Source organism: Nostoc sp. CALU 1950 (assembly GCF_051172895.1).
Lineage (GTDB): Bacteria > Cyanobacteriota > Cyanobacteriia > Cyanobacteriales > Nostocaceae > Nostoc > Nostoc edaphicum_A.
The window spans coordinates 84604-98542 of record NZ_JBDNJQ010000011.1 but is presented as its reverse complement, the minus strand read 5'-3'; the positions used below and the strand labels follow the sequence as shown (position 1 = coordinate 98542).

The following is a 13939-nucleotide window of genomic DNA, read 5'->3' as shown; positions in this document are numbered from 1 at the left end:
TTGGTGGAATAACATTTCTAGTTGGAATCACCGACTGAATAATTTACGCTTAATCCTCCAACCATACATTTATTACTGTTTACTTAAACCTTGGATACAACTGTTTAACAATCGGTATTTACAAATTGGTTTTCAATGGCTAATTCAAATTATGAATGAGTTTATTGGTTTCATTTTTTCTTATTCACAATCGGAGGATTTATCTTTTTACTCTGCCTAGAGTGATGGAAAAGGGTTAAATCCCAGACTGTACGCGCCACAGACTGGCGTAAATTCCATCCATCGCCAGTAACTCCTCGTGTTTACCCTGCTCAACAATTTGACCACGATCCATCACATAAATACAATGACTGTGGCGAATTGTAGAAAGACGGTGAGCGATCGCAATTGTAGTCCGATTTTGAGTAATCATCGCCAATGACTTTTGAATAGCTGCTTCGGTTTCATTATCTACCGCAGAGGTAGCTTCATCCAAAATCAAAATTGGTGGGTCTTTGACAATAGCACGCGCGATCGCAATTCGTTGTCTTTGACCACCAGAAAGTTTCTGACCTCTTTCGCCAACGATAGTATCGTACTGGAGGGGTAGTTGCATGATGAATTCATGTGCTTGCCCTAACTTAGCAGCATGAATAATTTCTGACTCAGTAGCATCAAAACTGCCATAAGCAATATTTTCCCCTACCGTACCGTGAAATAAAAACACATCCTGACTCACCCAACCGATACAGCGTCGCAGTTCCCCTAGTTGCAATTCCCGAATATCAATACCATCAACCAGAATTTGTCCGCCTTGGATTTCGTAAAAGCGTAGCAGTAATTTGACTAGGGTACTTTTACCAGAACCAGTTGCACCAACAATGCCAATATTTGCACCTGGTAAAAGATGCAGTGATAAATCTTTGAGTACATTGGTGCGACCATTGTATGCAAAGGTGATATTGTCAAGATGCACTTCACCGCGTACTGTTTTTAACGGTAAAGGATGCTTCCCTGTGGGAATAGCAATGGGAGTATCTAACAATCCCATAACTCTTCGGGTAGAAGCCATTGCCCGTTGATACTGATCCATGATGTTACTCAAACTGGCAAACGGCCAGAGTAATCGCTGAACAATAAACACCATGAAACCGTAAGTTCCCACAGTTAACTGATTATTCGCCACAGCAAGCCCACCAAAAAACAACGTGGCGATGAAACCGATTACAACCACTAATCGAATTGCTGGATAAAAAGCAGCACTAAGTGCGATCGCTTGACGGTTACTACGACGATAGGCTTCACTTTCAGATAAGACACGATCTCTCTCGTAGCTTTCAGCAGTAAAGCTTTTAATTGTAGCAATCCCTGAGAGGTTATTAGCTAAACGACTATTAATAAATCCAGCTTTATCACGCACATCTGCATAACGGGGTGCGAGTCGTTTTTGAAATACTAAAGAACCCCAGAAAATGAAGGGTGTGGGTATGATTGCAAAAGGAGCTACATTAGGGGCAATGAGAAGAAATGAACCGCCTACAGCTAAAATAGTGGTAATAAATTGCAGAATACTAGCCGCACCAGAATCAAGAAATCTTTCTAATTGATTGATATCATCATTTAATATTGACAAAAGTGTGCCTGTAGAGCGTTCTTCAAAGTAACTCAGTTCTAGTTCTTGCAAATGGCTATAGGCATCAATACGTAACTCATGCTGCATAGTTTGAGCGAGGTTACGCCACAGGCGATCATAAATAAATTCAGATATTGATTCAAAAGTCCAAATGAGTAAAGTTAATAATGATAGGATTGCCAGTTGTCCAGTGATGTTAGTAATCCCAACTTTGGCAATGATAGAGTTCTCTTTTTGCACCACTGTATCTACGGCGACACCTATTAAATATGATGGTGCTAGGTCTAATATTTTATTGATAATGGTAAAGATTACAGCAGTCCATACTTGAGGACGGTAGTTTTTGGCGTAGTGTAATAAACGTAGAAGAGGATGGTTTTTAGAAGTTAAGGAAGATGTCATTGTGAGTCAGCCAAAATGGGTTTAGGGTTTGTTGACGAGGTATTTAAATAAGTCATCAATCACTGCATGGGCTGCCAAAACGTTGTACCCCCACCAAACTGAAGCTTTAGTTAAATATACTCGATTCTGTTGAATTGCTTTGACATTAGACCAAATCGGTTTTTGTTGAAGCTGCTCAAGTTTAGATAAATTATTGTCATCAGTGGTTCCCACAAAGAGAACATCAATATCAATTTTTGGCAGATATTCTTCAGAAATAGGTAGAGATAAAGAGCCAGGGGTTTCTGATGATGGAGGTTGCAATCCAACATCTTTTAAGACTGTTCCTGGGAAAGAGCCATCAAGAGAAAGAGTAAAATTTCCATAATATATGGATGCATAAGATGCTCGGATTAGCTGTTCTTTATCCTTTTCACCATTATTTTGGGAATTAATTAATATTTGTCTAAGCTTCTGAACGCGGTTTTCATAATCTTTCATCAATTGATTGAAAGTTTCTAACTTGCCCAAAAGTTTTGCAACATTTTTAAAATTTTCCTTCCAATCGTATGAAATCTCTGACCAAGGTATCAAAACAGTTGGGGCTATATAAGACAACTGCTTATAAATTGACTGTCTAGATGACAGACCAATAATTAGATCAGGTTTGAGTAATAAAACCTTTTCTAAACTAAACTCTCCATTGACGGTGTAAATAGTTTCAATTCCTTGAATCCTATTTTTCAGATATGGAGCATCCAGATATTCTTTAGCTCCAACTATTCCAACAGGTTTTATACCTAAAGCTAGAATATTACTAGAGTTAAATTGGTCTACAGAAATAATCCGTTTGGGGTCAACTGGAATACAACTTTCTCCCATTGTATGTTTAATCACTCGACACTCTCCAGCTATCTGTCTCAAAGTTGAGTTTGTCGCTTTTGGGTTGATATGATTACTACAAGCTGAGATGAGAAAAAAACCTAATAGGCTAATAAAAAATAAACCAACAAAATTCCGAATAGCTATTCTTGCTGGCACTTGCTTTTTTATCAAAATTCCCATGAGATTGCTTCCCCCACAGAGAATTGTTCCCTTGGTATTACACCCAACTGAGAAGAAGCATTGTCAGAGTAATTTCCGCCAAACAAATTTATTAAACTGATATCAGTGTGGAATATTGGTTTGGAATTACCTTGCATAGGTGAAAGTAAAAGTGTGGGCAACTGCTCTAACATGAGAGAATCGGCTATAGACCCGCCAATGACACCACCCCATGCATGATAATCAACAAAGTAAACTCGACCTTCTTTCCATGCTCGTGAATCGTGCAACAGGGGATTTTTAGCCCATTTTTCTTTGAGTGCTTCTAGCGGAACGTTATAAGTAGAGTGTCCATCCCAATGATCAATCCAAGTATGGACAATGATAATATCTGCATTGAGTTGAGATAAGGTTTCAATAGTTACTTTGGGTCGTACTCCTGGTTTCCGTTCCACATCTTCAAGTAACACAGATTGAAATCCAATTTCTTCAAGGAGTTGAACTGAATCCCCACTGTATCTAATTTCAATGTAGTCCATTGATTGGTTGCAAGCTATATTCAGCACTCGCGGGTGGGTGTTGACAAGCGGAGCTAATTTAGTGCGAACTTCAGCCAGATGTTGTTTATGTGAGGCAATGACTTGTTGTACATTGTCTTCACGATGGAGTGCTTTAGCCAAAATTCTAATATTGTCTTGCCAAGTTTCCTCTGTGTCGTCTATTAGCACAGTCGGAGCAATAGCAGACAATAGCTTATTTTCCTGCCATTTCATCCCCAGAATCAAATCTGGTTTGAGTAAAGTCAGAGTTTCCAGAGAGGGATTGCTGCGATCGCCTAAATTAATCGGCTGACTTGTGACAAAATTACCTAAGTAAGGTATTTGTTTACTGGGATTGTTGAATTGGCGCAGATTAAACAAACCTGCATCGGCATAGCCAGAGGGCTGGAAATCAAGAGCCAACATCATACTGAGTAACTTTGGTTCTAGTGCAACTACTTTCTGGGGTTTACCACAAATAGTAGTTTCACCGCCAGCATGTTCAACGACTCGACAATCAGTGGATAGCGATCGCACATTCTCTAAATTGGGGCTGTTGGGAACACCACTTTGACAAGCCGTAATTAAGAGAACTGTGACAATAACCAAGCCAATGTATTTATGCAGAGTCAGTCTCATCTGGCGGCGAATTTTAAGAAACATGATGAATGGTGTTTTATTGATTAAACTCAGAACTGGATAGAAAATGAACCGATCACAGTAAAAGGTGCGCCAGGATAAATGATGTTTCTACTTTGAGAAGTCTCATAATAAGTTTCGTTGAAAAGATTCCTGAAATTAAGCCCCAGCCTCCAGTTATCCCGCTTGTAATAAAGTGCAGAATCAGTTCGGAAATAACTCTCCATAGTTGATGTGTTTTCGTTATCAGCAAAGCGATCGCCCACATAGTACAGTCCTAATCCAAACCCTAAACCTTCTAAACTACCTTCTTGAATTTCGTAAGTTGTCCAAATACTAGCCGCGTGTTCAGGAACGTTATAGATGCGATTGCCAACGGGAATTGTATTGTCCTTTGAGATAATCGCATCTGTGTAGGCATAAGATGTGATGATTTTCCAACCTGGAAGAATTTCACCTGCAACATCTAACTCAATTCCTCTACTTCTCTGTTCCCCCACCTGAATAGAAATATCAGGATCTACAGGGTCGCTTGTGATTACATTAGACTTAGTGATTTGGTAAGCTGCTAATGTTGCTGAAATTCCTTCTGTGATGTCTGCCTTAATACCAACTTCATATTGCGTGCCTCTTGTTGGCTTGAAGGGAGTACCTGTTGCACCACGACCGAGAAATCGATCAGGTTGAAATGATTCGGTATAGCTGGCGTAGAGAGAAATTGCCTCTATGGGTTGATAGACAACACCGACACGAGGGCTAAAAGCACTGAGGGATTCTTCATCAGGTGTTCCAAAGTCTTCTCTTCTGTGGAAGGCATCAAAGCGCCCGCCCAGCAAGACCTTCAGATTGTCTGCAAAAGTAATTTGATCTTGGAAGTAAATTCCTAAAGTATCTCTACGAGTGGTATAGCCAAAGGTTGATTCATCAGGTATGGCAGGGAGTGCAACGTCATAGTTAGGATCAAAAATGTCGAGAGGAGGTGTCGGTTCTGCCACATCGAACGAAGTATAAGTCCATATATTTCGTCTTAACTCCACCCCAAGTAAAGGTCGATGGACAACCGATCCTGTATTGAACTTTCCTACTAGTTCTGTTTGCAGTGTAAAGGTTTCCCGCAAGAATTCATCACGACTTATAAATATTGGACTGAATCGCTCATCAATCAGTTCACGTCCACTAAAAGCAGCAATGCCTCCTATATTGGCAGATACAAAGGAAAAAGCATTACGCAGCTGCCAATCTTCGCTGAATTTATGTTCAAACCTGTAGCCAGCCCGAAAACTATCATCACCATATGTATCTCCGTCAATAGGATAGCCGATAAAGCGATCGATGGGTACGGGAGCAGGTCTATTTCCTATGGAAGGAAGTCCGCGATCAAAGCGATAATTGTTGTTGAGGTATTCAAAGTCAAAAGTTAATGAAGTGCGATCGCTAATATTCCAGGTAATAACAGGGGCAATAAATACACGTTCTGTAAAGTTAAAATCTCGAAAACTGCCGGCATTTTGATAAGCTATATTCAGTCGATATAGTACCGAACCATCGTCAGTGAGTGGCCCAGATAAATCAATACTGGGGCGATAGAACGAATAACTGCCTACACTGAGGTCAACTGAAGCGAAGGGGGTGCTGAGGGGTTGTTTTGTGACCACATTAATAATTCCTCCCGGTTCAGCCTGACCATATAGGACGGAAGCTGGCCCCTTGAGAACTTCAATGCGCTCGATATTGGCTGTATCTACTGAAGAGTAGAAGTCATTATCGGAAAATCCATTACGGAAGTTTCCTGACTGATCAAACCCACGAATGAAGTACCCCCCCGAATCTGAACTACCGTAATTGCCGTCTTTGTTTACACCACTAACATTCTGTAACGCATCTTGTATTCGCGTTGTGTTCTGGTCTTCTAATAGCTCTCGAGGAATTACTTGAATCGAACCCGGAATATCACGCAAAGGTGTATCAGTCTTAGTTGCAGTTGAACCTTCTCTGACGCGATACCCATCTTGTTCACCTGTTACCACCAATTCAATCGGCTGATTCTCTTGAGTTAATGGTTGTTCTGGCTGGGTTTCACTCTCAGGTTCTTCTGCTTGCGGCTGTGGCTGTGGTGATGGTGTGGAAGCTACTGCACCCGCAACAGAAAAAATTAAACCTTCCTCTGGATTATCAAACAACTCCACAACAGGTACACCCGCCGCACCTGTTACTGTAACTCGGATAGTATTGGCATCCAGATTTGTAACCGTTATCTCAGTAATTCCCTCAACTGGTTTTTGCGAACTGAATTTAAACGCATCGCCATTGGGTAAACGCAATTGTGCATTCGGAACATCAGCAATAAAGTTATTATCAGTACTGCGATTGGTGATTTGCAGTTGTTCTCCTTGAGCCGTCTGTAAAATCACCTCCACACCTTTTTCTGTGGGATTAGCTTTCACCCCAGTAACCTGCACAACTTCTGAGACGGGTGCTGCTTCTGGTACTGGCGACTGTACTAACATGATTGCGCTAGTGCTGGGACGCTCAACCTCACTCAATTGCCGAATTTTTCGAGTTAGCAGAGGTTTGAAATTGTCCTGACTTTGGACTTCCTGGTTCTGATTCCCTGATTTAACTTCTGCCCATCCTGGGCTAATAGCAATAGCACTCAAACATCCCGATAGACACAGTAAAAACCACACTCGCACACTACCAGACAAACACGAACGCTTCATCACAACTCCTGATACACCAGCTTCTTGCGGAACTTTACTGAATTAATCCGCTTTGCAGTAATGACTCTTTCATCATCTTCACTTCCACAGGGAAGACAAAAATTAGTTTTCTCCTTGTTGTTGAAGAAGAGTTCTAGAGTCAAGTTCATCCAGAATTTCCAACTGAAACTGGATTATTGCAAATAGTTTCTAATTCAATGAAGCTGAGTATAGAGAATTATTAGCAACTAAGTCTACCCAAAAACCGCATCACTATCCCGAAAACGACTTTTTACCAATTAAACTTTGACTCGGCGTAATTCCAAACCTGCGCTTGAAAGCCGATGCAAAGTGTCCCAGATGAGAGTAGCCGATTTTGTTACCAACCTCAGCAATAGTCATGTTTCCTTGACGCAATAACTGTTCTGCCCATTCCATTCGTTTCTTTGTCAGGTAGCTAAATGCTGTTGTACCAAAGAGTTCCTGAAAACCACGTTGCAGAGTGCGATCGCTCACCCCAACAATTTGCGCCAACTCCAGCAATGATGGCGGATTCTCCAAACGTGCCAATAAAATTTCCCTAGCTAAATGAATCCGAGCGATGGTTTCTGCCTTCAGTCGCGGCGATGGTTGTAATCCATCCTGAGCAGATAATATGGGAGCTAACTGCAATGTCATCAGTTCCAACACTTTCGTTTGTAAATACATCTGCTTCGTGATTCTCTGGTAAGGACAGTTGATAATTTGTTGTGCGATACCCTGAATAGCAGTTGTCGTTTCCGGGTAAAGCAAAGTCTGGTAATCATTACCCTTTTTCAAAAAATGTAACTGGTGGGGAATTTCTCCTGCTTCATCGGGGAAAAAGGTTGCCAGCAAGTCAGCAGATAAATGGATGTCAACGCCTAGATATCGAGTTTTGGGGAACTCCAGAGTGATTTGGCGTTGAACACCGCTACCAGAAATGCACGTATATCCTTCCCCTAACTGTCCTCCGTATTCGTCTACGATCCTGCCTGAAAGTAGGACGCAAAATTGCAGTGGGTGATCCCATTCAGGAATTTTATACAAGACATCATTGTGATATTCATAGTCCAAAATCGAAAGCCAGAGATCAGGATGCACCTCAATATGCCGCACATAGCCTTTACCGAGTCGCTTGGGTAGTTCACAGAGGATTTCAAATGGCTCTGCTTGTGCTTGTTCTAAACTGTTGTGATTAGCTTCCGCCCACAGTTCCCGATTTTCTTTCTGCGTCAAGGTGATGGTCATAACTGGTAGATATTGGAGAATTAATAATATTTATTCTCCCTATGAGTTTAGACTAGTTAGCAGTGCAAAACTCCAAACCACCTCATAAGCCTGTTATTTGCTGCATCAAAACTTCAGGTTACTGAGAGTACTAAAAATCTGCCGTCGCTGATCATTAAATTCTCTGCGACCATGCATGAATCTTGAATTATCAATCATTGCCAAATCACCAGCTTGCCAGGATATATGCCCCATTAATCTGTCTGTAGTTTTCTCGATTTCTTCAATAACTTCATCGGGAACAATTGAACCATCTTCAAAAGCCACTTTTTCCGTGATTGCGTGCAATGCCAAGACGCTGTTAGCAAACGCATCCTGATTACCATATTTGGTTTTTACTACAGATGAACTAACATATTCCATCGAGGCGGACTCATCTTCTTTAATCTCGTATTTCACACCCTCAAGACCGTCGAGCATTCGCTTAACATCATCTGTGCTAGCTGCATCTGTGCTAGTAAATCTCTTTAATACAACAGCAGGAATATCTTCATAATAAAACTTTAATTTTTTGGAAATAAATAACTGTCTCGTTTCTTCACTCAGTTCTTCCCACACTCGAATCCCATCACAGAATGTAGTTTCACCACCCTGTGCTGCTGGAAAAGCACAGCAGAACCAAACAGCATCAGGACGAAAAGGAGAATATGCATGTTCGCTATGAGGAACACAATTCTCCATTCCTGCATCTACAAAATGGATAAATTTATCCGAATCAACTTGGGGCCTTGTATAATCTTGAACGAACTTAGAACTGAATAGTGCTGCAAACGCTTTCATTTGCTCATGTGTGACTCCAAATCCACGAAAAATAATAACCCCAGATGGTTTGAATACATCTATAATTTTCGTCACTGGAAGACTAAGAATATCTTGGCAATCGTCACTACTATAAATTATCTTGCCAGTGCTGGTGGTTCCTATTGATTCGATTTTATTGATCATAGCTGTAGTCCCAAAATTTTTAATTTCATTGGATTAAATGGAAATAGTTGCAAATCGGAGCAATTCGATTGTGATTGTTTGAAATAAACTCAGAAGAAAACGTAGCTTATGATCTTTGATTGTGTTGTAAAAATAGGCAATGCTCTGAGAGTATTTGAAATACAGAGTATCAATTTATCAATCGATTTCTTAAAGGTGGAATGTCATTTGTCTAATTCAACATTCAACACTGCGAGGCAAACTCTGAGGGGATATAAAAACGATGAATATCATTCGTAAAAGACACGCAAAAGACAAGTTAAGGGAGTTGAAAAAACAGACATTAGCGTTAAAGTGAAATTTGTTGCTCAATTTTTTGGAATAGCTCGTAACTGGTTCTGATTTATATAGATTTTTTCCTTCGCAAATTTTTGCAACACAACCACTTAATCAGTAACCTAAGTCCTCTTAATTAAGATATTGAAAGTCATTTTCAATTATTTTTTCTTACTTTAATAGGAATTATTGTATTTAGCAATCCAGTAATTATAGATAATACTTATGAATATATCTAATCGTTATTGGCTATGGCTATCCTGGAATAATCTATTACTTTTGATAGATGTTAAATACTTTTTTATATAAATATTTTAATATCTTACTGCTTAACCTGATGGTTTTATGAAGAAGGGGAAAGGGAAGGAGAAAAGGTAAAAACCTCGCCCGCAAGTGGCGCGAAATAATCCAAATTTTATAAGGAAGGTAAAAACCTCGCCCGCAAGTGGCGCGACCTGTTCATCCCTTTTCCCTTTAACCTTTTCCCCTCTTGTTTATTTATCATCAAAGAATAATTAGTCATTGGTCATGGGTACTAATGATTTTGCAGGCAGGCGGCTATCCCGGACAAACTTTGACTAAACGACTAACGCGATACTGCTTTACTGCTTTTAACTCCATTTCTTTCTCTGAATTCAATGTACTCATGACCTCACCATTGACTTCAACTCTCGCTTCATAAGCACCTGATACACTGCCATCTGAAGCCGCGAAATTAATGCGTACATCAGCCCAGTTAACATCCTGTTCTTCATTAATTTCCTCTTTTGCCAGTACTTCACCAGCTTTCAAATAGTTAAGCCAAGTCCAACCCAACTGCATCCAAATTTCGCATTCAACTATTTGCTCAAATTTGCTTAAACCAACACATCCTCGGTAAAACTTACGCAACCCAGAGACTGAACCATCTCGCAATACTAGTAAATCGAGCATTTCTGGTTCTAAATGCCCCCATAAACATCCTTGGGGAAAATCGGCTAGAGTTGGAGCAAATTGATGACCGCCAAAGTGGGTTGTTTGCCACACTCTTAACTCTCCATTGGAAGCAGGAGCATATTCTTTGCGTAACCGACGATATATAGGAGTGCCAAATCTGCCGCAGGCAAGGTCAACTTGAGCATGGGTGCAAACCATGAGTTCGCGGATGTGATTAGTTTGTTGTTGATACTGCTGAAACTTTGATAAATCGTTAGGCTGTTGCATCAACTGCTGGAGTATTGCCGTTACCAAAGCAGTTGCTTTCTCTTCTGGGACAACAAACTCTTGCTTTTCAAACTGAGAAAACATCTCGGTTGAACGATAGTAGTATATTAAGCGGGTGAAGCCAGGATGGGAGTACTCGCGGTCAGGAGCAATTAACATTGGTCGCAGTTCGACTCCATGCTTGACTGCTAACTCGTGGAATAGACCCAACAGTGGCTTTATTCTCGGATTTTCCTGAAAGATGTTTTGCGGCCAAGGTTGTGGAAGTTCCATAATTAGCCAATGGTCGCAAGTCCCTGCTGTACCAATTGGATCTTCTCCGTTAGCTTTAGAAACCAGTGAGCAAAAACGACAATCTGTTAGGGGAAGTTGATCGGTTTTTTGGGTTTGCATATTGATGAGTTAGCTGCATATTTAAGTAAAATTAGTAACAAGCTCTTGCGATCGCTCTGGAGGTGGATTTACTTCGAGCATCAACATTTTCAAGCCGCTAGCAGGCGGATAGTTAACACCTCTAGCCTTGGGTTTTTCTACTTTTTTTTCATCCGCTAGTGCCAGTTGATAGCGCCGGAGCATGGTTGCTAAGACTAGCTTCATTTCAAAAAGTGCTAATACCTCGCCCGGACAGCGACGAGCACCACCACCAAATGGTAAAAATTCGTAGGGAGAGTATTGTCGCTCCAAAAAGCGTTCTGGCTGGAATTTCTTTGGCTGTGAGTATAAATCCTCACGCTGATGTGTTAGATAAATACAGCCTATCACTATTGTCCCTGGACTCAATTCGTAGTCCATTACCTGAATTGGTGATTCTACTAGTCGGGGAAATGTGACTACCTGAGTCGGATAAATGCGTAGCGATTCATTACAAACAGCACTGAGGTAGGGTAGTGCAACAATCCTCATTGGATCTGGAGATTCCCCAAGGGTACTGAGTTCTTCTAGCAATCGTTCCCGAACCGCAGGCAAACGGTGAATCCAGTATAATGCCCAAGTTATGGCAGTAGCGGAAGCATCTTGACCACCCAATAGCAATGATGGGAAGATGCCCCGGATATCCTCATTGGACATTGGTTGACCAGTTTCATCGTGAGCAAATAATAGTTCAGAAAGTACATCGCTGCGTGTGGGGTCTGCTTTTGCTCGCCGTTCTGCAATTTCGGTGTAGAGTAGTTTATCAAATTGTCGCTGCAAATCAAGCCAATATCCCCACGGACTCCACCGACCTAAATCTCGTCTGAAAAAGGGATAGGACAAAGATAACCTCAACCAACGAGACCGGGCGAAACTTAATAAATTAGAAAGGAGTTGCCTAAATTGTTCATAACGCTCTCCCTCATGTAAACCAAATAAAGCTTGCAATATCACCTCTAAGGTAATCTTTTGCACGGTCGGGTAGGCATAAAAAGATTTACCGTAGGCGTAGCCCAACCCAGGCATCGCCAGATCGTTCATAACTTTCTCTGTAACTTGACAGATACGCTGCCCGTATGATTTTACCCTAGTTCCATGCAGGGGAGGCATCAACAACTGCCGTCGATGTTTGTGGCGCAAGCCATCAAGCATGAGTAATCCGTTGTTTCCCAGTAATAAAGCGCTACCTTGGTTCAATTTACCAGAAGCTGTAATTTCTTTGGTACTCGTAAAAATCTGCTTTATTCCTTGTGGGTTACTGACGTATACTATCGGTGTAGAATCAGCCATAACAGTGAAAATGTCACCATAGCGATCGCCCATAGCATCCAATAAGCTGAGGGGATCGGTCTTAAATTGACGACTCAGCAACCGGGTAGAAGTTTTTGGCCCTTCAGGTAGTTTCATTAGGATTTTTTATTGGTAATTGTTTAATAATCGATAGCTGTTAAATTGAACTAACAACCAACGGCTGCGACTGTGTTTGACGCCGACTATGTATAAGCATTTTCACGCCACTAGATGGATAACAAATTAGACCTTCAAATTTTGGTTTCTCTGGTCGTTTATTAACTAGTGCTAATTGATAATGTGAAAGAATCGTTGCTAGTATAAGCTTCATTTCAAACAAAGCAAAAGCTCCACCAATACAATTACGAGCGCCGCCACCGAATGGGAGAAATTCGTAGCTCGAAAATTGTTTTTCTAGAAATCGCTCTGGCTGAAATTGCTTTGGTTGTGGATATAAATCTTCACGTTGATGGGTTGAATAAATATTACCAATGAGTATTGTTCCTGGACTCAATTCATAACCCATCACTTCAACTGGTGATTCTACCAACCTGGGAAATGTGAATAACTGAGTCGGGTAAATTCGCAAAGCTTCATTACACACAGCACTGAGATAAGGCAATGCCGCAATACTCATTGGATCTGGAGAATTACCCAGGCTATCGAGTTCTTGAAGCAATCGTTCGTGAACAATAGGTAAACTATGAACCCAGTATAATGACCAAGCGATCGCAGTTGCTGAAGCATCACCAGATGCGAATATGGGTGACAATAGGAGATCACGCACCTCTTCGTCGCTTAGTAGTTCGCCTGTTTCATCATGAGCAAATAACAGGTCAGAGAGGATATCAGTGCGAGAGCGATCTGCCTGCTGACGGCGTTCTTGGACTTGGGCGTACAGCATTTGAAAAAGTTCTCGTCGGAGGTGAAGACGGTATCCCCACGGACTCCAGCGACCTAAATCCCGTTGCCCAAAGGGGAGTTTTGTCGTGAGTTTAAATAGAAGAGATTGGGCTTGTTTGTTGGCACAAGCAAATAGATGCTTAATTTTCTCATAGCGATCGCCTTCATTTAAACCCAAGACAACTTCTATACCCACCCGCAGAGTGATATCTTCGATAGTAGGGTAGGCAATGAAAGGTTTTGCGTAGGCATAGCCCGCCGCAGGCATCGCCTGTTGACTCATGATTTTTTCTGTGAGTTCACAGATACGTTGTCCACAAGCTTGCATCCGCGCACCATGAAAAGCAGGCATTAAAAGTTTGCGCCGATGTTTGTGACGTAAACCATCGAGTTGAAGTACTCCTTGCTTTCCTGTCATAAAAGCAAAATTTTGGTTTAATTCACCCCTAGCTGTAATTTCTTTGGTGTTGGTAAAAATCTGCTTGATCGCCGAGGGATTGCTGACATACACTATTGGGTTAGAATCAGACATTAAGGTAACTAAGTCACCATAGCGTTGGCTAATAGCATCCATATAGCCAAAAGGGTCAGCTTGAAATTGCTGATTTAGCAGCCAAGTGGGGGTTTGCGGCCCTGGGGGTAGTTTCATC

General features: G+C 41.3%; 10 protein-coding genes and 1 pseudogene. 1 reads left to right on the top strand and 10 read right to left on the bottom strand.

The genetic code is table 11. The annotated features are described in order from the left end of the window. A pseudogene (locus tag ABF638_RS05580) lies at positions 1–220 on the top strand (IS701 family transposase); the annotation flags it as partial. A gap of 15 nt (positions 221–235) precedes the next feature. Here ABF638_RS05580 and ABF638_RS05575 read toward each other — a convergent pair. The 10 genes from ABF638_RS05575 to ABF638_RS05530 all read right to left on the bottom strand — a co-directional run bounded on the left by ABF638_RS05575 (position 236) and on the right by ABF638_RS05530 (position 13938). Then, positions 236–2014 carry an ABC transporter ATP-binding protein gene (locus ABF638_RS05575; RefSeq protein ID WP_435020977.1) on the bottom strand — a complete coding sequence of 593 codons (1779 nt, stop codon included), beginning with the start codon at positions 2012–2014 and terminating at the stop codon, positions 236–238. A 21-nt stretch (positions 2015–2035) separates the two neighbouring features. Next, positions 2036–3058: an iron-siderophore ABC transporter substrate-binding protein gene (locus ABF638_RS05570; protein WP_435020975.1), complete on the bottom strand. Its 1023-nt coding sequence runs from the start codon at positions 3056–3058 to the stop codon at positions 2036–2038. Further along, entirely contained in the window at positions 3046–4239 is a 1194-nt protein-coding gene (locus ABF638_RS05565) for an ABC transporter substrate-binding protein (RefSeq protein ID WP_435020973.1), read from the bottom strand. The genes ABF638_RS05570 and ABF638_RS05565 overlap by 13 nt, the downstream gene beginning before the upstream one ends. 26 nt (positions 4240–4265) lie before the next feature. Beyond that, the gene (locus ABF638_RS05560) at positions 4266–6935 is read right to left on the bottom strand and encodes a TonB-dependent siderophore receptor (RefSeq protein ID WP_435020971.1); all 2670 of its coding nucleotides are present in this window, start codon (positions 6933–6935) and stop codon (positions 4266–4268) included. Then, positions 6935–7084 (bottom strand): hypothetical protein, encoded by a 150-nt coding sequence (locus ABF638_RS05555; protein WP_435020969.1) that lies wholly within the window; start codon positions 7082–7084, stop codon positions 6935–6937. The genes ABF638_RS05560 and ABF638_RS05555 overlap by 1 nt, the downstream gene beginning before the upstream one ends. A gap of 103 nt (positions 7085–7187) precedes the next feature. Further along, positions 7188–8183, bottom strand: a complete 996-nt coding sequence (locus ABF638_RS05550; protein WP_435020967.1) for a helix-turn-helix transcriptional regulator — start codon at positions 8181–8183, stop codon at positions 7188–7190. Positions 8184–8288: 105 nt separating this feature from the next. Further along, the gene (locus tag ABF638_RS05545; RefSeq protein ID WP_435020965.1) at positions 8289–9167 is read right to left on the bottom strand and encodes a TauD/TfdA family dioxygenase; all 879 of its coding nucleotides are present in this window, start codon (positions 9165–9167) and stop codon (positions 8289–8291) included. A gap of 873 nt (positions 9168–10040) precedes the next feature. Continuing rightward, complete coding sequence (locus ABF638_RS05540; RefSeq protein ID WP_435020963.1) at positions 10041–11078, bottom strand: sucrase ferredoxin; 1038 nt, start codon at positions 11076–11078, stop codon at positions 10041–10043. 21 nt (positions 11079–11099) lie between these two features. Beyond that, on the bottom strand, positions 11100–12503 hold the full coding sequence (locus tag ABF638_RS05535; protein ID WP_435020961.1) for a cytochrome P450: 1404 nt from the start codon (positions 12501–12503) through the stop codon (positions 11100–11102). A 40-nt stretch (positions 12504–12543) separates the two neighbouring features. After that, positions 12544–13938, bottom strand: coding sequence for a cytochrome P450 (locus tag ABF638_RS05530; protein ID WP_435020959.1), 1395 nt, complete (start codon positions 13936–13938; stop codon positions 12544–12546). Position 13939 lies beyond the last annotated feature (1 nt).

Coding starts and splice junctions, on each gene's coding strand:
- ABF638_RS05570 (WP_435020975.1), bottom strand. CDS start 3,058: ATGGGAATTTTGATAAAAAAGCAAGTGCCAGCAAGAATAGCTATTCGG.
- ABF638_RS05545 (WP_435020965.1), bottom strand. CDS start 9,167: ATGATCAATAAAATCGAATCAATAGGAACCACCAGCACTGGCAAGATA.
- ABF638_RS05540 (WP_435020963.1), bottom strand. CDS start 11,078: ATGCAAACCCAAAAAACCGATCAACTTCCCCTAACAGATTGTCGTTTT.
- ABF638_RS05565 (WP_435020973.1), bottom strand. CDS start 4,239: ATGTTTCTTAAAATTCGCCGCCAGATGAGACTGACTCTGCATAAATAC.
- ABF638_RS05535 (WP_435020961.1), bottom strand. CDS start 12,503: ATGAAACTACCTGAAGGGCCAAAAACTTCTACCCGGTTGCTGAGTCGT.
- ABF638_RS05555 (WP_435020969.1), bottom strand. CDS start 7,084: ATGAACTTGACTCTAGAACTCTTCTTCAACAACAAGGAGAAAACTAAT.
- ABF638_RS05575 (WP_435020977.1), bottom strand. CDS start 2,014: ATGACATCTTCCTTAACTTCTAAAAACCATCCTCTTCTACGTTTATTA.
- ABF638_RS05560 (WP_435020971.1), bottom strand. CDS start 6,935: ATGAAGCGTTCGTGTTTGTCTGGTAGTGTGCGAGTGTGGTTTTTACTG.
- ABF638_RS05550 (WP_435020967.1), bottom strand. CDS start 8,183: ATGACCATCACCTTGACGCAGAAAGAAAATCGGGAACTGTGGGCGGAA.
- ABF638_RS05530 (WP_435020959.1), bottom strand. CDS start 13,938: ATGAAACTACCCCCAGGGCCGCAAACCCCCACTTGGCTGCTAAATCAG.